Genomic DNA, 21,149 nt, shown 5'->3' on the forward strand with positions numbered 1-21,149 from the left:
CAATCACCCTAATACCCCTGATAAATTCCATTAATCGGCCTGACGACGCAGGAACGCCGGGATATCCAGGTAGTCCAGATCATCCTGAGGGTTGAGTTTAGCTGCCGCCGCGGCACCCGCGTGGGCCTGGTTGCGCATCACGGTCGGACGCTCCAGGTCACGGTAGTTGACCGCCGACTGCTCCTGGCGAACCGGGGCCGGGTTGGAGGACTCATACACCTGCTGGGCAGTCTGCAGGGTGTTGTCGACCACCTTGACCGGTTTCTCGATACGCGCGCCCAGGCCAGTGGCCACCACGGTCACGTGCAGCTCGTCGCGCATGTCCGGATCGATCACGGTGCCGACCTTGACCATCGCGTGGTCGGAGGCGAAGGCCTCGATGATGCTACCCACGTCGGAGTACTCGCCCAGCGACAGGTCGGGACCGGCGGTGATGTTCACCAGGATGCCGCGGGCGCCCTGCAGGTTGACGTCCTCGAGCAGCGGGTTGCGGATCGCCGCCTCGGTGGCTTCGCGAGCACGGTTCGGGCCGCTGGCGCAACCGGTACCCATCATCGCCATGCCCATCTCGCCCATCACGGTGCGCACGTCGGCAAAGTCGACGTTGATCATGCCCGGACGCTTGATGATGTCGGAGATACCGCGAACGGCACCGGCCAGCACGTCGTCGGCCTTGGCGAAGGCGGACAGCAGGCTTGCATCCTTGCCCAGGATGGTCAGCAGCTTCTCGTTGGGGATGGTGATCAGCGAGTCGACGCTCTCAGCCAGCATGCGGATGCCTTCGTCGGCGATCTGCATGCGCTTGCGGCCCTCGAACGGGAACGGACGGGTCACCACCGCAACGGTGAGGATACCCATCTCTTTCGCCACTTCGGCGATGATTGGCGCCGCGCCGGTACCGGTACCGCCGCCCATGCCGGTGGTGATGAACACCATGTTGGTGCCCTGCAGCACCTCGGCGATGCGCTCACGGTCTTCCAGCGCGGCCTGACGACCGACTTCCGGATTGGCACCGGCACCCAGGCCCTTGGTCACACCCGTGCCCAGTTGCAGGATGGTGCGTGCGCCGATGTTTTTCAGCGCCTGAGCATCGGTGTTGGCGCAGATGAATTCCACGCCTTCGATGCTGCTCTTGACCATGTGGTTGACGGCGTTGCCGCCGCCACCGCCAACGCCGATCACCTTGATGACCGGACTTTGCGGGACGTTGTCTACGAGCTCGAACATTTTCCCTCTCCTTACAGTTCTCTAGTTGTCGCGCCTACCACTACTGCTTTGAAACTTAGAAGTTGCTCTGGACCCAACGCTTGAGTCGTTCAAGCACAGGGCCCTTCGGTTCATCGCCATAGCTGTTGTTGCTGCTGTTGCTGTTGCTGATACCGGTCAGGGACGGGTCCTCGGACTGCTTCTGCAGGCCGTAGGTGAGCAGGCCCACGCCGGTGGAATAGATCGGGTTGCGCACCACGTCGCTCAGGCCCCGAACGCTGTGCGGCACGCCCAGGCGTACCGGCATGTGGAAGATCTCCTCGGCCAGTTCCACGGCGCCTTCCATCTTCGCGGTGCCGCCGGTGAGGACGATGCCGGCCGGCACCAGGTCCTCGAAACCGCTGCGACGCAGTTCAGCCTGGATCAGGGTGAACAGCTCGTCGTAACGCGGCTCCACCACTTCGGCCAGGGCCTGGCGCGACAGCTCGCGTGGCGGGCGGTCGCCGACGCTCGGCACCTTGATGGTCTCGCCGGCGCCGGCCAGCTTGGCCAGGGCGCAGGCGTAGCGGATCTTGATTTCCTCGGCGTACTGCGTGGGGGTGCGCAGGGCCATGGCGATGTCGTTGGTGACCTGATCACCGGCGATCGGGATCACCGCGGTGTGACGGATCGCGCCTTCGGTGAAGATGGCGATGTCGGTGGTGCCGCCACCGATGTCCACCAGGCACACGCCCAGCTCTTTCTCGTCGTCAGTCAGCACCGAGTAGGCCGAGGCCAGCTGCTCGAGGATGATGTCGTCGATTTCCAGGCCGCAGCGGCGCACGCACTTCTCGATGTTCTGCGCCGCGTTGACCGCGCAGGTGACCACGTGGACCTTGGCTTCCAGGCGCACGCCCGACATGCCCAGGGGCTCGCGCACGCCCTCCTGGTTGTCGATCACGTAGTCCTGCGGCAGGGTGTGCAGCACCCGCTGGTCGGCCGGAATGGCCACGGCCTGGGCGGCATCGAGCACGCGCTCGAGGTCGGCGGTGCTGACTTCGCGGTCGCGGATGGCGACGATGCCGTGGGAGTTCAGGCTGCGGATGTGGTTGCCGGCCACGCCGACGAACGCCGAGTGGATGCGGCAGCCGGCCATCAGCTGGGCCTCTTCGACGGCGCGCTGGATCGACTGCACGGTCGATTCGATGTTCACCACCACGCCCTTCTTCAGGCCGCGGGACGGATGGGTGCCGATCCCGACGATTTCCAGGGTGCCATCCTCGCCGACCTCACCCACCAGCGCCACCACCTTGGAGGTGCCGATGTCCAGCCCGACGATCATTTTGCCGCTATGCGCGTTTGCCATGGTCCTGCCTCTCTCTAATTCTTCGCAACGGCGGGTTGGGCCGTCGTCGGTGCATTCGGTTCCCGCCAACCAACGGCAAGTCCGTTGGAATAACGCAGATCGATGCGGGCGATATTGGTGATCTGGTCTTTAAGCGATTTGTCGTAAATGGCAATGAAACGGCGCATCTTCTCCACCAGATGGTCGCGCCCCAGCAGCAGCTCGACGCCCTGCCCGGCGCTGCCCGCACCGGTGGTCAGGAACCAGCTGCCTCGCTCGCGCAGCTCCAGGCGAGCGATGGAAAAGCCCATGGGGCGCAGCATCTGGCTCAATACCTGATACTGCTGCATGACTTGTTGCTGAGCGCGCTGCGGCCCGAACAGCTGCGGCAGGTGCTCGTAGTTGGCCAGCTCGCGCGGGGTGAAGGCCTGGCCCTGGTTGTTGAGCAAGGCCTCGTCGCCCCAGCGCGCCACCGGCAACTGTTCTTCCAGGCGGATCACCACCTCGTCCGGCCACACCCGGCGCACTTCGGCGTGGGCGATCCAGGGCATCTGCTCCAGCTCCACGCGCATCGCCGCCAGGTCGACGGTGAAGAAGCTCGCCGCCACGTACGGCGCGATCCGCTGCTGCACCGACTGCTGGCTGATGTAGCTGAGGTCGCCCTGCACGTCGATCTTGGTGATCGGTCGGTCGGCGTAGGGCATCAGGCGGATGGCGCCCTCGTAGGCGCCAAAGCCTGCGGCCACCAGCAGCACCGGCCACAACAGGCGCTTGAGACCGCCGAAGCTTGGCCGAGGCAGGCGCGCCGATACGGGCTCGTCGGCCACCAGTCGGCTGGCACCACGTGGCACCGGCTTGCTGCGGCCGGTAACGGGTGGTTGCTGACGTATCATCGCGCCTTGCATGGCTGGTTAACCTCGCTTCGCTACGCTGTCGGCCAGGATCGCCAGCACCAGTTGCTGGAAGTCCAGGCCGGCGGCGCGGGCCGCCATGGGCACCAGGCTATGGTCGGTCATGCCCGGTGCGGTGTTGACCTCGAGCAGCCAGAACCGGCCCTGCTCGTCCTGCATCACGTCCAGCCGGCCCCAACCCTCGATGCCAACGGCATCGCAGGCGCGCGCGGTCAGGTCGATCAGTTCCTGTTCCTTGACGCTGTCCAGGCCGCACGGGATGCGGTACTGGGTGTCATTGGCGATGTACTTGGCGTCGTAGTCGTAGAACACGTGCGGGGTGCCCAGCGCGATCGGCGGCAGCACCTGGCCACGCAATACGGCGACGGTGAACTCCGGGCCGTGGATCCATTGCTCGACCAGTACCTGCGAATCGTATTTGGCGGCGTCTTTCCAGGCGGCGACCAGTTCCTGCTCGCTGTTCACCTTGGCCATGCCGATGCTCGAACCTTCATGGGCAGGTTTGACGATCAACGGGAAGCCCAGTTCCGCACTGGCGGCAACACAATCCTGCTCGCTGCCCAGCACCGCGTGACGCGGGGTCGGGATGCCCAGGCTCTGCCACACCTGCTTGGTGCGCAGCTTGTCCATGGCCAGCGCCGAGGCGAGGATGCCGCTGCCGGTGTAAGGGATGCCCAGGCATTCGAGCAGGCCCTGCATGCTGCCGTCCTCACCGCCACGGCCGTGGAGGATGATGAAGGCGCGGTCGATCTTCTCGTTCTGCAAGCGATCCAGCAGGTCGTCACCGACGTCGATGGCGACCACGTCGACTCCGGCGCTGCTCAGCGCCTCGATCACGGCCTTGCCCGACTTGAGCGAGACCTCGCGCTCGGCGCTCTTGCCACCGTACAGCACGGCAACGCGGCCGAAGGCCTTGACGTCGAGGGTGGAATGCAATTTGTCGTAGGCGCTGGTCATTTCGACTTCTCCTGCTTGGCGCCAGCGAACAGCGGGCTTTTCATCAGTTGCGGGGCCAGGCCGCCGACATCACCGGCACCCTGGCAGATCAGGATGTCGCCGGCGCGCAGCAGCGGCTTGACCAGCGGCGCGAGCTCGGCGCCGCGCTCGATGTAGATCGGGTCGAGCTTGCCGCGCTGGCGGATGCTGTGGCACAGCTGGCGGCTGTCGGCACCGGGGATCGGCTCTTCGCCGGCCGGGTAGACCTCCATCAGCAGCAGCACGTTGGCATCGCCCAGCACCTGCACGAAATCGTCGTACAGGTCGCGGGTGCGGCTGTAGCGGTGCGGCTGGTAGACGATCACCAGGCGACGGCTCGGCCAGCCGCCACGCACGGCCTTGATCACCGCGGCGACTTCGGTCGGGTGGTGGCCGTAGTCGTCGACCAGCATCACGCTGCCGCCGTCGACCGGCAACTCGCCGTACACCTGGAAGCGTCGACCGACGCCCTGGAAGCCCGACAGGCCCTGGACGATGGCTTGGTCGCTGATGCCTTCGTCGGTGGCGATGGCGATGGTGGCCAGGGCGTTGAGCACGTTGTGGTTGCCCGGCATGTTCACCGACACTTCCAGCGGCTCGCAGTCACGGCGCAGCACGGTGAAGTGGGTCTGCATGCCTTGCTGGCGTACGTTGATGGCGCGGATATCGGCCTCTTCGCTGAAGCCGTAGGTGACGGTCGGACGCTTGACCTGCGGCAGGATCTCGCGCACCACCGGGTCGTCCAGGCACATCACCGCCAGCCCGTAGAACGGCAGGTTGTGCAGGAACTCGACGAAGGTCTTCTTCAGCTTGTTGAAGTCACCTTCGTAGGTGGCCATGTGGTCGGCGTCGATGTTGGTGACCACGGCGACCATCGGCTGCAGGTGCAGGAAACTGGCGTCGCTCTCGTCGGCCTCGGCGATCAGGTAGCGGCTGGTGCCCAGCTGCGCGTTGGTGCCGGCCGCGGTCAGGCGGCCACCGATGACGAAAGTCGGGTCCAGGCCACCGGCGGCGAACACCGAGGCCAGCAGGCTGGTGGTGGTGGTCTTGCCGTGGGTGCCGGCAACGGCTACGCCGTGGCGGTAGCGCATCAGCTCGGCGAGCATCTCGGCGCGCGGCACCACGGGAATGCGGCGCTCCAGGGCGGTGGCGACTTCCGGGTTGGCCGGGTTGATCGCGCTCGACACCACCAGCACGTCAGCGTTGGCGGCGTTCTCGGCGCGGTGGCCGACGAAGATCTGCGCGCCGAACGACTGCAGGCGCTCGGTCACCGGCGACTCCTTCAGGTCGGAACCGGACACTTCATAGCCCAGGTTCAGCAGCACTTCGGCAATGCCGCACATGCCCACGCCGCCGATACCGACGAAGTGGATGCGACGGATACGGCCCATTTTCGGGTGGGGCATGGCTTTCTGGCTCTCAACCATGGGCCACCTCCAGGCAGATATCGACCACGGTGCTGGTTGCGCCAGGTTTGGCCAGGCGGCGGGCGGTGCCGGCCATGGCGTTGAGTTTCTCGGGTTGCATCAGCACCTCGTTCAGGCGTTCAGCGAGCTGCGCTGCGCCAGTAGTCGCTTGTGGCATCAGGAAGGCGGCGCCTTCGCGAGCCAGGTATTGGGCGTTGTGGGTCTGGTGGTCGTCGATGGCATGGGGCAAGGGCACCAGCATCGAGGGCAGGCCCGCCGCCGCGAGTTCGCTGACGGTCAGGGCGCCGGCCCGGCACACCACCATATCGGCCCAGCCATAGGCATGGGCCATGTCCTTGATGAACGGTTCGACCTGGGCCTCGACACCCGCCTCGTGATAACGCTCGGCGGTGACAGGGGCGTGATTTTTCCCGGCCTGGTGGAACACCTCGGGGCGCAGGTTCGCCGGCACTTCGGACAGGGCCTTAGGCAACAATTTGTTCAATGGTTCCGCACCCAGGCTGCCGCCCATGACCAGCAGGCGCGCACGGCGCTCGGCCAGGGGCGCGCGTGCCGCCTCCATGAACAGCTCAGCACGCACCGGATTGCCGGTGGTGCGCAGCTTGTCGCTGGCGGCGAAGGTGTCCGGGAAGGCTTCGCAGACACGTGCGGCCAACGGCAGCAGCAGGCGATTGGTGGTGCCGGCGCGGGCATTCTGCTCGTGGATCACCAGCGGCACCCCGCACAAGCGGGCGGCAACACCGCCGGGGCCGGTCACATAGCCACCGAAGCCGACCACGCAGACCGGCTTGAGCTCACGCACGATGCGCCGCGCCTGCAGCACGGCCTTGATCAAAGTGAACGGTGCCTTGAGCAGCGACAGCTTGCCCTTGCCACGCAGGCCGGTGACCTGGATCAAGTGCAGCGGCAGGCCGGCCTGGGGTACCAGTTCGTTCTCGATGCCACGCGGGGTGCCCAGCCAGTGCACGCTGTAGCCACGGGCCTGGAACTCGCGGGCGCAGGCCAGGGCCGGGAACACGTGGCCCCCGGTACCGCCGGCCATGATCAGGATGTTCTTGCCGTCAGCGGCCATGACTGGTCTCCTCGGCAAAATCGCTCTCCTTGAATTCGTGTTCCTCGCTGCCCAGGTGCGTGCGACTCTCCCACTCGATGCGCAGCAACAGCCCTACGCAGGCGCAGCAGATCACCAGCGAGCTGCCGCCGTAGCTGAGGAACGGCAGGGTCAGGCCCTTGGTCGGCAGCAGGCCGACGTTCACGCCGATGTTGATCAGGAACTGGCCGATCCACAGGAACGACAGGCCAAAGGCCATGTAGGCGGCGAAGAACTGCTTGGCCTTCTCGGCCCACAGGCCGATGTACAGCGCACGCACGGTAATGAAGACGAACAGCGCGATGGTCAGCAGCGAGCCGATCACGCCCAGCTCTTCGGCCAGCACCGAGAACACGAAGTCGGTGTGCGCCTCGGGCAGGTAGAACTGCTTCTGCACACTGTTGCCCAGGCCCACACCCAGCCACTCGCCGCGGCCGAAGGCGATCAGCGCCTGGGTCAGCTGGTAGCCGGAGCCGAACTGGTCGGACCAGGGGTCGGTGAAAGTGATCAGTCGCGCCATGCGGTACGGCTGGGCCTGGACCAGCACCACCACCGAAATGACCGCCAGCACCACCATCAGCGAGAAGCGGAACAACCCTACCCCGCCAAGGAACAGCATGGCCGCCGCGGCGCCCATCATCACCACCGTGGCGCCGAAGTCCGGCTCCATCAGCAGTAGGCCGGCCATCGGCAGCAGCACGATGAACGGCTTGAAGAAGCCCATCCAGCTCTCGCGCACCTCGGTCTGCCGGCGCACCAGGTAGCCAGCGAGGTAGATGACCACGAAGACCTTGGCGATCTCCGACGGCTGCACGTTGAAGAAGCTGAAGCCGATCCAGCGCATCGAACCGTTCACTTCGCGGCCAATACCCGGTACCAGTACCAGCACCAGCAGGCCGAAGGCACCGATCAGCATGAGGAAGCCCATGCGCTGCCAGGTGGCGATCGGCACCAGCATGGTCATCAACCCGGCGCCCAGGCCGAGGGTGACGTACACCAGGTGGCGGAACATGTGGTACAGCGGGTTGCCCGACTGCACCGCGGCCACTTCCGAGGAGGCCGAAGTAATCATCACCAGGCCCAGGCCCAGCAGCGCCAGGCAACCGGCCAGCAGCGGGAAGTCGAGGTCGATGCCACGGCCGCTGATCAGCGGCGACGGGTACGGTTTGAGGATGCCGAAGATCATGCCAGCCCCTCCGCCGCCTGGGCGAACAGGCGCCCGCGTTCTTCGAAATTCTTGAACATGTCGAGGCTGGCGCAGGCAGGCGACAGCAGTACCGCGTCACCCGGCTGGGCCAGCTCGGCGCAACGCTGCACGGCTTCGTCGAGGCTCTTGACCCGGACTTGCGCCACGGCATCGCCCAAGGTTTCGGCCAGACGCTCGGCGTCACGGCCGAGCAGCACCACGGCACGGCAGTGTTGAGCCACCGGCTCGCGCAGGGCGGCGAAGTCGGCGCCCTTGCCGTCGCCACCGGCGATCAGTACCAGCTTGCCTTCGATATCGGCGCCCAGGCCTTCGATGGCGGCCAGGGCCGCACCGACGTTGGTGGCCTTGGAATCGTCGTACCAGTTCACTCCGTTGCGCTCACGTACCCACTGGCAGCGATGGGCCAGGCCCTTGAATTCACGCAGCGCCTCGAGCATCGGCTCGAATGGCAGACCGGCGGCATGGCCGAGAGCCAACGCGGCCAGGGCATTGCTCTGGTTGTGGGCGCCACGGATCTTCAGCTCACGCACCGGCATGAGGGCCTGGAATTCGAAGGCCAGGTACTTCTCGCCCTCGACCTCGCGCAGGCCGAAGGCCTTGAAGTCCGGCGCGTTGAGACCGAAGCTCCAGCTCGGCCGGCCTTCGACCGGCAATGGACGGCTCAGGGCATCCTGGCGGTTCACCACCACCTGGCGGGCGCCGCGGAAGATCCGGTGCTTGGCCAGGTGATAGGCCGGCAGGCCGCTGTAGCGGTCCATGTGGTCTTCGCTGATGTTCAGCACGGTGGCCACTTCGGCGTTGAGCTGGTCGGTGGTCTCCAGCTGGAAGCTCGACAGCTCCAGCACGTACAGCTCGACATCGTCGGCCAGCAGGTCGAGGGCCGGGGTGCCAAGGTTGCCGCCGACTGCCACACGTTTGCCTGCCTTGGCGGCCATCTCGCCGACCAGGGTGGTCACGGTGCTCTTGGCGTTGGAGCCGCTGATGGCGACGATCGGTGCCTTGGCGTGGCGGGCGAACAGCTCGATGTCGCCGGACAGCTTCACGCCGCGCGCGGCGGCCTGCTGCAGGGCAGGCGTGGCCAGGGCCAGGCCGGGGCTCACATACAGCTCGTTGGCCCGGCACAGGAAGTCCACGTCCAGCTCGCCACAGCGCACTTCCACCTGCGGGTATTCACGGCGCAAGGTATCCAGTTCCGGCGGTTGCTCGCGGGTGTCGGCGACCGCAAAGGCAATGCCCCGGTTCGCCAGGAAGCGAACCAGGGACATGCCGCTCTTGCCGAGGCCGACAACGATGCGGAATTGGTCGGAAGCGATCAGTGACACGCTCGGTTACCTCAGTTTCAGGGTGGCAAGGCCAATCAGCACCAGAATCACGGTGATGATCCAGAAGCGGACGATCACCCGTGGCTCGGGCCAACCCTTGAGTTCAAAGTGGTGATGGATCGGCGCCATGCGGAACACGCGCTTGCCGGTGAGCTTGAACGAAGCCACCTGGATGACCACCGACAGGGTTTCCATCACGAACACGCCGCCCATGATGAACAGGACGATCTCCTGGCGGACGATCACCGCGATGGTCCCCAGGGCCGCGCCCAGCGCCAGTGCGCCGACGTCGCCCATGAACACCTGGGCCGGGTAGGTGTTGAACCACAGGAAGCCCAGGCCGGCGCCGATCAGCGCGCCGCAGAACACGATCAGCTCGCCCGCGCCAGGCACGTACGGGATCAGCAGGTATTCGGCGAACTTCACGTTGCCCGACAGGTAGCAGAAGATGCCCAGGGCACCGCCAACCATCACCGTCGGCATGATCGCCAGGCCATCGAGGCCGTCGGTCAGGTTGACCGCGTTGCTCGAGCCGACGATGACGAAATAGGTCAGCACGATGAACCCGGCACCCAGCGGAATCGCCAGGTCCTTGAGCATCGGGATGATCAGCGTGGTCTCGACGCTGGTCGGCGCGGTCTTGTACAGGAAGATCGCCGCGGCCAGGCCGAACACCGACTGCCAGAAATACTTCCAGCGGCTCGGCAGGCCGCGGGAATTCTTCTCGATCACCTTGCGGTAGTCGTCGACCCAGCCGATGGCGCCGAACGCCAGGGTGACGATCAGCACCACCCATACGTAGCGGTTGGTCAGGTCGGCCCACAGCAGGGTGCTGATGGCGATGGCCGACAGGATCAGCGCGCCGCCCATGGTCGGGGTGCCGGATTTGGACAGGTGCGATTGCGGGCCGTCGTTGCGCACGGCCTGACCGATCTGGCGGATCTGCAGGGTACGGATCATCCACGGGCCCAACCACAGGGCCAGGGACAACGCGGTCAGCACACCCAGGATCCCGCGCAGGGTCAGGTACTGGAAGACCGCGAAGCCCTTGTGGAACTGTTGCAGATACTCAGCCAACAGCAGCAGCATTAATGTTTCTCCCCGCTGGCACCACACAGTGCGGCCACGACGTTTTCCATCGCAGCGCTGCGCGAGCCCTTGATCAAGATAGTGGTGTCGCTGGCATTCTCGGTGCCAACGGCAGCGATAAGCTCAGCTTGAGTAGCGAAATGGCGGGCATTGGCGCCGAACGCCTTGACCGCATGGGCCATGTTGGTACCCACCGCGTACAGCGCGTCGACCTTGCCGCGTGCGTAGTCACCCACCTGGCGGTGACCTTCCTCGGCCCATTGCCCCAGTTCGCCGATATCCCCGAGCACCAGGACGGTGCGTCCGGAAAAGCCGGCGAGTATATCAATGGCGGCGCACATCGAGGTGGGATTTGCGTTGTAGCTGTCGTCGATGACCCGCACGCCGCTGGGCGCGATCTGCGCCACGGTGCGGCCCTTGACCGGTTGCACGGCAGCGAGGCCGGCGGCGATGCCACTCAGGCTCAGACCAACGGCATGGGCGGCGGCGGCGGCGGCCAGGGCGTTGCTGACGTTGTGGGTGCCGAGCAGGTTCAGTTGCACCGGAACGCTGCCAGTCGGGCCGTGCAGGGTGAACGACGGGCAGCCACGAGCGTCGCGCCCGATATCACTGGCGTGGAAGTCCGCCTGCGGGTTGTCCAGGGCGAAACTGAAGATGCGGTGAGCGCCCGCCCGCTTGCGCCAGATCTCGAACGCCTTGTCGGCCAGGTTGAGGATGGCCGTGCCGCCCTCGCCCAGGCCTTCGAGGATTTCGCCCTTGGCTTCGACGATCTTCTCCGGGCCGCCGAACTCACCGACATGGGCGGTACCGGCGTTATTGATGATGACCACTTGCGGCTGGGTCAGGCCAACGGTGTAGCGAATCTCGCCAATGCGCGAGGCGCCCAGCTCGATCACCGCGGCGCTGTGCTCCGGAGCGATCTCCAGCAGGGTCAAAGGTGCGCCAAGGTCGTTGTTCAGGTTGCCACGGGTGGCATGCACCGGCCCGCGGGTGCGCAGGATCGCGGCGAGCATTTCCTTGACCGTGGTCTTGCCGCTGGAGCCGGTGATGGCCACCACCGGCTTGTCGAAGGCGGCACGGTTCAGGGCGCCGAGCTGACCAAGGGCGACACGGCAATCGGCGACCAGCAGCTGTGGCAGGTCGACATCGCTGACTTTACGCTCGACCAGCGCGGCGACGGCGCCTTTGGCCTTCACGTCGGCCAGATAGTCGTGGCCATCGAAGCGCGGCCCGGTCAGGGCGACGAACAGCTGGCCGGCAGCGACGGTGCGGCTGTCGATGCTCACTCCGCTGAAGCTGGCGTCGGCACCTGCCAGGCGCGCACCCAAGGCACCGGTCAGCTGGCTGAGAATCATCGGCTTAAGCATGTGGCGCCTCCCAGGCTGCAAGTGCCTTGTCGGCTTCGACCAGGTCGGAGAAGTCATGGCGCTTGCCGTTGATCTCCTGGTAATCCTCGTGTCCCTTGCCTGCCAAGACGATCACGTCGTCGGCACTGGCACTGGCGATCAGTTGGGCAATGGCCGCGCCACGGCCGGCGACGAACGCGACGGCCGCAGGCGTGGCGAAACCGGGGCGAATATCGTCAAAGATCCGCAGGGGGTCTTCGCTACGCGGGTTGTCGTCGGTGACCAGCACACGGTCGGCCAGGCGCTCGGCCACTTCGGCCATCAGCGGACGCTTGCCGGCGTCACGATCGCCACCGCAGCCGAACAGGCACAGCAGCTTGCCGTGAGCGTGCGGACGTAGCGCTTCGAGTACTTTTTCCAAGGCATCCGGGGTGTGAGCGTAATCGACCACCACCAACGGCTTGTCACCGCCACCCAGGCGCTGCATGCGGCCGACCGGCCCGTGCAGTTGCGGGGTGACCTTGAGAATTTCATCCAGCGGGTAGTCCAGCGCCATCAGCGTGGCTACCGCCGCCAGCATGTTGCTCAGATTGAAACGCCCCAGCAGACGGCTGCGCAGGACATGCTCGCCCTGTGGGGTGACGATCACGGCGCGCACGCCATCATCGTTGAAGGCAGACTCTTTGCAGAACAGCGTCGCCGCCGAATCCTGCAGGCTGTAGCTGATCAGGCGCGATGTGGCTGGAGCATCTGCCAGGCGACGTCCAAAGTCATCATCCAGGTTGACCACCCGGGCGCGCAGGCTTGGCCAGGCGAACAGCTTGGCCTTGGCGGCCTCGTAGGCCTCCATGCTGCCGTGGTAGTCCAGGTGGTCGCGGGACAGGTTGGTCATCACCGCGATATCGAAGTCCAGCGCGGCCACCCGACCCTGTTCGAGGGCATGGGAGGAAACCTCCATGGCCACGGCCTTGGCGCCGCCCTTTTTCAGGTCGTTCAAGGTCGATTGCACGGCAATCGGGTCCGGCGTGGTCAGGCGACCACTCTGCAGCTCGCCATAGAAGCCAGTGCCAAGCGTGCCGATCAGGCCACAACGCCGGCCAAGGGCATCAAGCGCCTGGCCCAGCAGCTGGGTCACGCTGGTCTTGCCGTTGGTACCGGTCACGCCGACCAGGTCGAGCTGACGGCTCGGCTCGCCATAGAAGCGCCCGGCAATCTGCGACAACTGGCCGATCAGGCCCTTGACCGGAATCAGCGGCGCATCGGTGAGCGGCAGCACGCTGGCGCCCTGCTCTTCATAGGCCACCGCGGCGGCGCCACGGGCCAGGGCATCGGCGATGTGCGCGCGACCATCGACCTTGGCCCCCGGCACGGCCAGGAACAGGTCGCCCGGACGCACGGCGCGGCTGTCCAGGGTCAGCTCGCGGATCAACGGATCGCGGCTGGCATGGGCAAACAGTTTGCTCAATGGCATCGTCATCAACCTCGCCCTCCCTTGGCGGGTACTGCGCTGGCTTGCTGCGTCGAGGGCGGCAGGTTGTCCGGCGGTACATTCATCAGGCGCAGGGTGCCCGACATCACTTTGCTGAATACGGGGGCCGAGACCAGGCCGCCGAAGTAGCCGCCCTTGCTCGGCTCGTCGATGACCACGACGATGGCGTAGCGCGGGTCGCTCATCGGGCCGAAGCCAGCGAACAGCGAGCGATAGGCGTTCTCGGTGTAGCCCTTGGAGCCGACGGTGGCCTTGCGCGCGGTACCCGACTTGCCCCCCACGTGGTAGAACGGCACCTGGGCGCGGAATACCCCGCGCGGCGCCTCGATCACCTGCTGCAGCATGGCCTGCACGGTTTCGGCGGTTTCCTTGGGGATCGCCTGCACGGCTTCCGGCGCCTTGTCGACCTTGAGGATCGACAGCGGCACCATCTTGCCGTCGTTGGCCAGCGCGGCGTAGGCATGCACCAGTTGCAGGGCGGTCACCGACACGCCGTAACCGTACGACAGGGTCGCGGTCTCGGCCTTGCGCCACTCGCGGTGGTTGGGCAGGTTGCCGACGCGCTCGCCCGGGAAACCGAGGCCGGTGTACTGGCCCAGACCGACCTGGGACATCACCCGGTAGATGGCCTCGCCACCGATATCGAAGGCGATCTTGCTCATGCCGACGTTGGACGAGTTGATCAGGATGCCGGTCAGGTCGAGGATCGGGCCCTCGCTCCTGGACACGTCCTTGATGGTGTAGCGACCAATTTGCAGGCTGCCCGGATACACCTCGACCTTGTCGGTGGGTTTCCAGCGGCCGCTCTGCAGCGCCGCGCTCATGGAGATCGGCTTGACCGTCGAGCCCGGCTCGAAGACGTCGATGATCGCCCGGTTGCGCATGGCCGCCGGGAACATGCTGCGGCGGTTGTTCGGGTTGTAGGTCGGCTGGTTGACCATGGCCAGGACCTCGCCGGTCTTGACGTCCATGATCACCAGGCTGCCAGCCTTGGCTTCCTGTTCGGCGATGGCGTTGCGCAGTTCGCGGGTGGCCAGGTATTGCAGGCGCAGGTCTATCGACAACGCCAAGGTCTTGCCGGCCTTGGCGTTCTTGGTTACCTGGATGTCCTTGATCAGCCGGCCGCGCCGGTCCTTGATCACCTGCCGCTTGCCGGGCACTCCGGCGAGCCATTCGTCATAGGCCAGCTCGACGCCTTCACGACCATGGTCGTCCAGGTCGGTGAAGCCGACCATGTGCGCGGTGACATCGCCGGCCGGATAGAAGCGGCGGAACTCTTCCAGGCCGTAGACGCCCGGCACCTTCAGGTCGAGCACGTGCTGGCCCTGCTCCGGGGTCAGGCCGCGGACCAGGTAGATGAATTCCTTGCTGGCCTGCTGGGTGAGGCGCTCGGTCAGCTGCTGCGGGTTCTGCCCGAGCGCGGCGGCCAGCTGCGGCCAGCGTTCCTTGGCTGCCTGCATCTCCTTGGGGTTGGCCCACAGGGTGGTGACCGGGGTACTGACGGCCAGCGGCTCGCCATTGCGATCGGTGATCAGGCCACGGTGCGCGGGAATGGGGATATGACGCAGGCTGCGGGCATCACCCTGGCCCTTGAGGAAGTCACGGTCGACCACCTGCAGGTCGATGATGCGCCAGCAGATGGCACCGACCATCAGCGCCAGCAAGCCGATCACCACCCTGAACCGCCAGGGGTAGAGTGCACCCTCGAGCTTCATCATGGCGCCACCATCCGCACTTCGTCAGCGGCGGGCACGCGCATCTTGAGCTGCTCGGAGGCCAGGCTCTCGATACGGCTGGACGCGGTCCAGGTGCTTTGCTCGAGGATCAGCCGACCCCACTCGGCCTGGGCCTTGTCGCGCTCGCTCAACTCGCCATACAGGGTGTTGAGCAACTGGCGGTTCCAGTGGGCGCTGTAGGAGACGGCAATGGCCGAAATCAGGACGGCGACGAACAGCAGAAGCATCAGGAAGCTTCCGCCTGGCAAAGGTTTGGCAAACAGCCGGCTCACCGCAACTTCTCCGCCACCCGCATCACGGCGCTGCGCGATCGCGGGTTGGCCTTGAGCTCGGCTTCGGAGGCGAACTGCGCCTTGCCGATGAGCTTGATCTTCGGCTCGAAGGTCTTGTGCTGCACCGGCAGGTTGCGCGGCAGGTTGTCCGCCTCGCCCTTGGCCAGCTTGCGCATGAACAGCTTGACGATGCGATCCTCGAGGGAATGGAAGCTGATCACCGCCAGGCGGCCACCGACCTCCAGCGCGTCGATCGCGGCTTCGAGGCCGGTCTCCAGGTCGCCCAGTTCGTTGTTGACGTGGATGCGCAGCCCCTGGAAGGCACGGGTGGCCGGGTTCTTGCCCTTCTCCCAGGCCGGGTTGGCGACCTTGAGCACCTCGGCCAGATCGCCGGTGCGGGTGAACGGCTGCTGCTCGCGGCGCAGCACCACGGCACGGGCCATGCGCTTGGCGAAGCGCTCCTCGCCGTATTCCTTGAACACGCGGGCGATTTCTTCCTCTGGCGCGGTGGCGATGAACTCGGCGGCGCTGACGCCCTGGTCCGGGTTCATGCGCATGTCCAGCGGGCCGTCGTTGAGGAAGCTGAAGCCGCGCTCGGGGTCATCGAGCTGCGGCGAAGACACGCCCAGGTCGAGCAGGATGCCGCCGACCTTGCCGTCCAGTCCGCGCTCGGCCACCTCGGCGCCCAGCTCGGCAAAGCTGCGCTGCACAATGACAAAGCGGCCGTCTTCGGCCGCCAGCGCTTGCCCGGTGGCAATCGCCTGTGGATCCTTGTCGAACCCCAGCAGTCGCCCTTGCGACCCGAGCTTGCTGAGGATCAGCCGACTGTGGCCGCCGCGCCCGAAGGTGCCGTCCAGATAGCAACCGTCGGCGCGCAGGGCCAAGGCCTCGACGGCTTCGTCGAGGAGGACGGTGATGTGGTTGAAGCCGCTATCTATGGTCACAGGATCAGGTCACGCAAATCATCGGGCATGGCGCCCGGTTGTTGAATAGCTGCAAGGTCGGCTGCCGAAACCGCGTTCCAGGCATCCTCATCCCACAGCTGGAATTTGTTCAGCTGCCCCACCAGCATCGCCTTCTTGTCCAGCTTGGCGTACTCACGCAGGCGCGGCGGCACCAGGAAACGCCCGCTGCCATCGAGCTCCAGGTCAACCGCGTTCCCGATCAGCAAACGCTGCAGGCGACGGTTTTCCTCACGCAACGACGGCAAGGCGCGCAACTTGGCTTCTATCTGTTCCCACTCATCGAGGGGATAAACACACAAGCAGGGGTCAACGGCGTCGATGGTCACGATCAGTTGACCATTGCAACGCGAATCGAGCTCGTCACGGTACCGGCTCGGCATGGCGAGACGACCCTTGGCATCGAGGCTGACGGCGTTGGCTCCGCGGAACACGGCTGCGATTCCCCACAATGTTAGCTTTTTTGTGTCAGAAAACCCACTTCATCCCACTTTCTGCCACTTGCGCACACTATAGGAATCCGCCCGCCACACCGTCAAGGCACGTTCATAAGGAAATCCCTTACAGGACGGCGATTTAGCTCAACAAAGGAAGGTGGAAGGATTGCCGGAGAAGAAAACTGACGGGAAAAATCAAACACACTCAAGCGGATAGAGTGCGAAGTTAAAGTGATTTATTAAGAGTAAGAATTTTTCGGTATTACCAGGACGCTTCTGCTATCGATTCAAGCAGGGAAGGAAGAGGTGGAGAGTCGATCTGTAAGCCGGGTTTTGTCGAGGACAGTCATTCCTCTACGACGGCCATCACTGGACGCCTCTAGCAACCTACCCGGTTCCGACGCGGGCCACGCCGTATGGAACCCTATTTGGTCTTGCTCCGAGTGGGGTTTACCTAGCCACGAACTGTTGCCAGTCGCGCGGTGCGCTCTTACCGCACCTTTTCACCCTTACCGGCGCCGAAGCGCTTAGGCGGTTGTTTTCTGTGGCACTTTCCGTAGGCTCGCGCCTCCCAGGCGTTACCTGGCACTCTGCCCTATGGAGCCCGGACTTTCCTCCCCCGCCTCTTGCAGAACAAAAGACGGCAGCGACTGTCCGATCGACTCTCCGCCGACAAGGTTACCGGGAGGCGCGCCCAAGAACAAGCGATGTGACAAATAATGCCGTTACGCCACTATCGGCAGCATCCTTGAGATCGAGCGCCGCCCGCGCGGCGCATCGCGGATGAATCCGCTCCTACATTTGTCGCAACGTGACCATGCCTGATAGGCCATGGTTGTAAGCCTTGTGTGCTCGACGCGGTTTTTTCGGTGGGCATTGTTGCCGCCCCACTCCTCTCAAGACCTGCGCCAAGGCTGGCAACCATGGCCTGACAGGTTCGGTACGTTGCAACAGATGTAGGAGCGGATTCATCCGCGATGCGCCGCGCGGGCGGCGCTCGGTCTCACAGGCGCTGCAACCCCAACGTCGAGCACCTCGAAGGCTATTAATCGGCCTTCTGTTTCTCCAGCGCCAACTGATAGAGCAGGTTCTTGCGTACCCCGGTAATCTCGGCCGCCAATGCCGCGGCCTTCTTCAACGGCAGCTCGGCCAGCAGCAAGTCCAGCACGCGCTGGGCCAGGGCGCTGATCGCCTGCTCGCCCTCCGGCGCACTCCAGCCGGCCACCAGCACCACGCACTCGCCGCGCTGCTGGTTGCTATCGTCCTGCACGAACGCGCGCAGCTCGGCCAGGGGCAGCCCCTTCAGGGTCTCGAAGGTCTTGGTGATCTCGCGGGCCAATAGCGCCGGACGCTCGCCGCCGAACACCGCCTCCATGTCTTGCAGGCATTCGAGGATGCGATGCGGCGCCTCATAGAAGATCAGCGTGCGCGGCTCTTCCCTGACCTGCTCCAGGCGCGCCTTGCGCCCGGCGGCCTTGGCCGGCAGGAACCCCTCGAAGATGAAGCGGTCCGACGGCAGCCCCGCCGCCGACAGCGCGGCGATCAGCGCGCAGGCGCCGGGCACCGGCACCACCTGCACCCCGGCGGCACGCGCCTGGCGCACCAGATGATAACCCGGGTCGGAAATCAGCGGCGTGCCGGCATCGGACACCAGCGCCACATCGTCGCCGGCCAGCAGGCGGGTGATGAAACGCCCGCCTTCATCGCGCTCGTTGTGCTCATGGCAGGCCGCCAGCGGCGTGTCGATGCCGAAATGCTGCAGCAGGCGCACCGAGTGACGGGTGTCCTCGGCGGCGATCAGGCTCACGTCGGCCAGCACCTTCAGCGCCCGGGCGCTCATGTCGTCGAGGTTGCCGATGGGCGTGGCGACGACGTAAAGCTTGCCCAACGTGGATTTCGAAACCCCTGCAACATCAGTCACTGCGCACACCTGCTTTCCGGATCAAAGGTCGTCATTGTAGCCCGAGCGCCGGTAACAGGGCGCAAAGAACTTCACCCCCGGCCCCCCCAGCGGCCACCTATAGTGAAGGATCAGTGTCGACGAGATCGCGCCCCGCCCCCCGCTTGGGTACAATTGCCGGCCAACTTGATCGAGTAACAGGACCTTTACATGATCGCTTGTCTGCGGCTGCTCACAGCCCTCTGCCTCGCTGCCCTGCTGGCAGCCTGCGCCAGCTCGCCCTCATCCAGCCTGGGCGAACTGCCGCGCACCCCGGACGCCAGCATCGAGCAACTGCTCGAGAAGGCGGCCTCCAGCAAGTCCGCCGAGGACGCGGCCCTGCTGCGCCTGAGCGCCGCGGACCTGGCATACAAGCAGAAGGACTTCCCGCGCGCGGCCCGGATCCTCGAGCAGGTCCCGCTGGAACCGCTCAAGCCCGCCCAGCAGGTGTTCGCCTCGACCCTGGCCGCGGAACTGGCCATGAGCCGCAACCAGCCCAAGGCCGCCCTGACCGCCCTCGGCCACCCGAGCCTGCAGCGCGTCGGCGAACTGCCGGCCGAGCAGCAGGTTCGCACCTACAGCGTCCACGCCGCCGCCCTCGAAGCCGACGGCCAGGCCCTGGCCGCCGCCCAGCAGCGCGTACTGCTGGCACCGCTGCTCAGCGAGCAGGCCGCCGCCGCCAACAACGACGCGACCTGGGCCCTGGTCGCCTCGCTGCCCGCCGAACAGCTGCAGCAGCCCGCCGCCAACGAGACCCTGGCCAGCTGGACCAGCCTGGCCCTCGCCGTGAAGCGCGCCGGCACCCTGGAGCAGCAACAGGCCGCCATCGACAGCTGGCGCCAGCAACACCCCGAGCACCCGGCGGCCCGGCAACTGCCGACCGCCCTGGTCAAGCTCAAGGAACTGGCCAGCCAGCCGTTGACCAAGATCGCCCTGCTGCTGCCCCAGGAAGGCCCGCTGGCCGGCGTCGCCCGCGCCCTGCGCGACGGCTTCATGGCCGCCCACTTCCAGGCCCAGCAAGGTGGCCAGCCGGCCCCGGCGGTGCAGGTGTTCGACAGCTCGCGCATCACCTCGCTCGATGACTTCTACCGCCAGGCCCAGGCCGCCGGTGTGCAACTGGTGGTCGGCCCGCTGGAAAAACCGCTGGTCAAGAAGCTCGCCGCCTACCCGCAACTGCCCATCACCACCCTGGCCCTGAACTACGCTGACGCCGGCCAGAAAGCCCCGCCGCAACTGTTCCAGTTCGGTCTGGCCGCCGAGGACGAAGCCCGCGAAGTCGCCCGCCGCGCCCGCGCCGACGGCATGGTTCGCGCCGTGGCCCTGGTGCCGAGCGGTGAATGGGGCGACCGCGTGCTCGCCGCCTTCCGTCAGGACTGGGAAGGCAATGGCGGCACCCTGATCAGTGCCCAACGTATTGCCCAGCCAGTCGCCCTCGCCCAGCAGATCGCCGACCTGTTCCAGCTGCGCCAGAGCGAAGGCCGCGCCAAGAGCCTGCAGAGCACCGTCGGCGGTAACATCGCCGCCCAGCCTTCGCGCCGCCAGGACATCGATTTCATCTTCCTCGCCTCGACGCCGCAGCAGGCCCAGCAGATCAAGCCGACGCTGAACTTCCAGTACGCCGGCGACGTGCCGGTCTACGCCACCTCCAACCTGTACAGCGCCAGCGGCGACGTCAACCAGTACAACGACATGAACGGCATCCGCTTCTGCGAAACGCCGTGGCTGCTGGACACCAGCAACAGCCTGCGCCAGCAGGTCGTGCAGCAGTGGCCGCAGGCCGCCGGCAGCCTCGGCCGCCTGTACGCCATGGGCGTCGATGCCTACAGCCTGGCACCGCGCCTGGGCCAGCTCAAGGCACTGCCGGACAACCGCGTCGAAGGCCTGTCCGGCAGCCTGAGCATGAATGCCAACCAGCGCGTCGAACGCCAGCTGCCGTGGGCCGAGTTCGCCGGCGGCCAGGTCAAGCGCCTGCCGGACACGCCGCGCTGATGCCTGGCGCATCGCCCAGCCATGCCGGCCAGGCCGCCGAGGACCATGCCCTTGACTACCTTCAAGGGCAAGGCCTGCGGCTGCTGGCGCGCAACTGGCGATGCAAGCGGGGCGAGCTCGATCTGGTCATGCTCGATGCCGATACAGTAGTATTCGTCGAAGTCCGCTACCGGTTGCATGCGGAGTTCGGCGGAGCGCTCGCCAGTATCGATGGGCGCAAGCAGCAGCGACTGGCGCTGGCCGCCAACCTCTTCCTGCAGCAAACGCCCCACTGGGCCACCCACCCCTGCCGTTTCGACGTAGTCGCCCTGCAGGGCCAGGGGCATGCGGGGCAACCGCTTCATTGGCTGAAAAACGCCTTCGAATGCTGAACCCAATTCGATTTTCTAGCTCTATGTTTCGCGGGCTGGTCACTGTTGCGCGTAGCA

General features: G+C 65.7%; 18 protein-coding genes and 1 other RNA gene. 2 read left to right on the top strand and 17 right to left on the bottom strand.

Annotation, left to right across the window (positions count from 1 at the left end; translation table 11 throughout):
• Window positions 1-30 precede the first annotated feature (30 nt).
• From ftsZ to rsmI, 17 genes are all read right to left on the bottom strand, one after another.
• A complete protein-coding gene (gene ftsZ / locus LU671_RS00695) occupies window positions 31-1,227 on the bottom strand; it encodes a cell division protein FtsZ (RefSeq protein WP_054894013.1) in 1,197 nt (398 codons plus the stop codon).
• A 55-nt stretch (window positions 1,228-1,282) separates the two neighbouring features.
• Complete coding sequence (gene ftsA / locus LU671_RS00700; protein WP_028689735.1) at window positions 1,283-2,551, bottom strand: cell division protein FtsA; 1,269 nt, start codon at window positions 2,549-2,551, stop codon at window positions 1,283-1,285.
• A gap of 14 nt (window positions 2,552-2,565) precedes the next feature.
• Window positions 2,566-3,435, bottom strand: a complete 870-nt coding sequence (locus tag LU671_RS00705; protein WP_232854668.1) for a cell division protein FtsQ/DivIB — start codon at window positions 3,433-3,435, stop codon at window positions 2,566-2,568.
• 6 nt (window positions 3,436-3,441) lie between these two features.
• Window positions 3,442-4,398, bottom strand: a complete 957-nt coding sequence (locus LU671_RS00710; protein WP_232854669.1) for a D-alanine--D-alanine ligase — start codon at window positions 4,396-4,398, stop codon at window positions 3,442-3,444.
• Complete coding sequence (murC, locus tag LU671_RS00715) at window positions 4,395-5,843, bottom strand: UDP-N-acetylmuramate--L-alanine ligase (protein WP_203647906.1); 1,449 nt, start codon at window positions 5,841-5,843, stop codon at window positions 4,395-4,397. The genes LU671_RS00710 and murC overlap by 4 nt, the downstream gene beginning before the upstream one ends.
• The gene (gene murG / locus LU671_RS00720) at window positions 5,836-6,915 is read right to left on the bottom strand and encodes an undecaprenyldiphospho-muramoylpentapeptide beta-N-acetylglucosaminyltransferase (protein WP_203647907.1); all 1,080 of its coding nucleotides are present in this window, start codon (window positions 6,913-6,915) and stop codon (window positions 5,836-5,838) included. Before murG ends, murC begins: the two co-directional genes overlap by 8 nt.
• Window positions 6,905-8,119 (bottom strand): putative lipid II flippase FtsW, encoded by a 1,215-nt coding sequence (gene ftsW / locus LU671_RS00725; protein WP_189657241.1) that lies wholly within the window; start codon window positions 8,117-8,119, stop codon window positions 6,905-6,907. Before ftsW ends, murG begins: the two co-directional genes overlap by 11 nt.
• On the bottom strand, window positions 8,116-9,462 hold the full coding sequence (gene murD, locus LU671_RS00730; RefSeq protein WP_203647908.1) for a UDP-N-acetylmuramoyl-L-alanine--D-glutamate ligase: 1,347 nt from the start codon (window positions 9,460-9,462) through the stop codon (window positions 8,116-8,118). Before murD ends, ftsW begins: the two co-directional genes overlap by 4 nt.
• 6 nt (window positions 9,463-9,468) lie before the next feature.
• Window positions 9,469-10,551 carry a phospho-N-acetylmuramoyl-pentapeptide-transferase gene (mraY, locus tag LU671_RS00735; protein ID WP_028689742.1) on the bottom strand — a complete coding sequence of 361 codons (1,083 nt, stop codon included), beginning with the start codon at window positions 10,549-10,551 and terminating at the stop codon, window positions 9,469-9,471.
• Entirely contained in the window at window positions 10,551-11,918 is a 1,368-nt protein-coding gene (locus LU671_RS00740; RefSeq protein WP_232854670.1) for a UDP-N-acetylmuramoyl-tripeptide--D-alanyl-D-alanine ligase, read from the bottom strand. Before LU671_RS00740 ends, mraY begins: the two co-directional genes overlap by 1 nt.
• A complete protein-coding gene (locus LU671_RS00745; RefSeq protein ID WP_232854671.1) occupies window positions 11,911-13,374 on the bottom strand; it encodes a UDP-N-acetylmuramoyl-L-alanyl-D-glutamate--2,6-diaminopimelate ligase in 1,464 nt (487 codons plus the stop codon). Before LU671_RS00745 ends, LU671_RS00740 begins: the two co-directional genes overlap by 8 nt.
• Window positions 13,374-15,101: a peptidoglycan D,D-transpeptidase FtsI family protein gene (locus tag LU671_RS00750; protein ID WP_162232950.1), complete on the bottom strand. Its 1,728-nt coding sequence runs from the start codon at window positions 15,099-15,101 to the stop codon at window positions 13,374-13,376. Before LU671_RS00750 ends, LU671_RS00745 begins: the two co-directional genes overlap by 1 nt.
• Window positions 15,101-15,394: a cell division protein FtsL gene (gene ftsL / locus LU671_RS00755; protein WP_028689746.1), complete on the bottom strand. Its 294-nt coding sequence runs from the start codon at window positions 15,392-15,394 to the stop codon at window positions 15,101-15,103. The genes LU671_RS00750 and ftsL overlap by 1 nt, the downstream gene beginning before the upstream one ends.
• Window positions 15,391-16,338 (bottom strand): 16S rRNA (cytosine(1402)-N(4))-methyltransferase RsmH, encoded by a 948-nt coding sequence (gene rsmH, locus LU671_RS00760; protein ID WP_442964114.1) that lies wholly within the window; start codon window positions 16,336-16,338, stop codon window positions 15,391-15,393. Before rsmH ends, ftsL begins: the two co-directional genes overlap by 4 nt.
• On the bottom strand, window positions 16,335-16,790 hold the full coding sequence (gene mraZ, locus LU671_RS00765; protein WP_011535546.1) for a division/cell wall cluster transcriptional repressor MraZ: 456 nt from the start codon (window positions 16,788-16,790) through the stop codon (window positions 16,335-16,337). Before mraZ ends, rsmH begins: the two co-directional genes overlap by 4 nt.
• Window positions 16,791-17,099: 309 nt before the next feature.
• Window positions 17,100-17,459, bottom strand: an RNA gene (gene rnpB / locus LU671_RS00770) — RNase P RNA component class A.
• A 379-nt stretch (window positions 17,460-17,838) separates the two neighbouring features.
• Window positions 17,839-18,714 carry a 16S rRNA (cytidine(1402)-2'-O)-methyltransferase gene (gene rsmI, locus LU671_RS00775; RefSeq protein ID WP_332880035.1) on the bottom strand — a complete coding sequence of 292 codons (876 nt, stop codon included), beginning with the start codon at window positions 18,712-18,714 and terminating at the stop codon, window positions 17,839-17,841.
• 189 nt (window positions 18,715-18,903) lie between these two features.
• Between rsmI and LU671_RS00780 the strand changes: the two genes are divergently transcribed.
• Both LU671_RS00780 and LU671_RS00785 read left to right on the top strand, forming a co-directional pair.
• On the top strand, window positions 18,904-20,721 hold the full coding sequence (locus LU671_RS00780) for a penicillin-binding protein activator (RefSeq protein ID WP_232854672.1): 1,818 nt from the start codon (window positions 18,904-18,906) through the stop codon (window positions 20,719-20,721).
• On the top strand, window positions 20,721-21,092 hold the full coding sequence (locus LU671_RS00785) for a YraN family protein (protein WP_203647913.1): 372 nt from the start codon (window positions 20,721-20,723) through the stop codon (window positions 21,090-21,092). Before LU671_RS00780 ends, LU671_RS00785 begins: the two co-directional genes overlap by 1 nt.
• Window positions 21,093-21,149 lie beyond the last annotated feature (57 nt).

Origin of the sequence: Pseudomonas sp. NMI760_13 (genome assembly GCF_021283245.1) — a bacterium.
In the GTDB taxonomy this organism is placed as follows: Bacteria; Pseudomonadota; Gammaproteobacteria; order Pseudomonadales; family Pseudomonadaceae; genus Aquipseudomonas; species Aquipseudomonas peradeniyensis.

Bases quoted from the DNA above. Each gene is read 5' to 3' on its own strand.
- ftsZ (WP_054894013.1), bottom strand. From the start codon at position 1,227: ATGTTCGAGCTCGTAGACAACGTCCCGCAAAGTCCGGTCATCAAGGTG.
- ftsA (WP_028689735.1), bottom strand. From the start codon at position 2,551: ATGGCAAACGCGCATAGCGGCAAAATGATCGTCGGGCTGGACATCGGC.
- LU671_RS00785 (WP_203647913.1), top strand. From the start codon at position 20,721: ATGCCTGGCGCATCGCCCAGCCATGCCGGCCAGGCCGCCGAGGACCAT.
- LU671_RS00710 (WP_232854669.1), bottom strand. From the start codon at position 4,398: ATGACCAGCGCCTACGACAAATTGCATTCCACCCTCGACGTCAAGGCC.
- LU671_RS00750 (WP_162232950.1), bottom strand. From the start codon at position 15,101: ATGAAGCTCGAGGGTGCACTCTACCCCTGGCGGTTCAGGGTGGTGATC.
- ftsW (WP_189657241.1), bottom strand. From the start codon at position 8,119: ATGATCTTCGGCATCCTCAAACCGTACCCGTCGCCGCTGATCAGCGGC.
- LU671_RS00745 (WP_232854671.1), bottom strand. From the start codon at position 13,374: ATGACGATGCCATTGAGCAAACTGTTTGCCCATGCCAGCCGCGATCCG.
- murG (WP_203647907.1), bottom strand. From the start codon at position 6,915: ATGGCCGCTGACGGCAAGAACATCCTGATCATGGCCGGCGGTACCGGG.
- murC (WP_203647906.1), bottom strand. From the start codon at position 5,843: ATGGTTGAGAGCCAGAAAGCCATGCCCCACCCGAAAATGGGCCGTATC.
- LU671_RS00740 (WP_232854670.1), bottom strand. From the start codon at position 11,918: ATGCTTAAGCCGATGATTCTCAGCCAGCTGACCGGTGCCTTGGGTGCG.
- mraY (WP_028689742.1), bottom strand. From the start codon at position 10,551: ATGCTGCTGCTGTTGGCTGAGTATCTGCAACAGTTCCACAAGGGCTTC.
- LU671_RS00705 (WP_232854668.1), bottom strand. From the start codon at position 3,435: ATGCAAGGCGCGATGATACGTCAGCAACCACCCGTTACCGGCCGCAGC.
- LU671_RS00780 (WP_232854672.1), top strand. From the start codon at position 18,904: ATGATCGCTTGTCTGCGGCTGCTCACAGCCCTCTGCCTCGCTGCCCTG.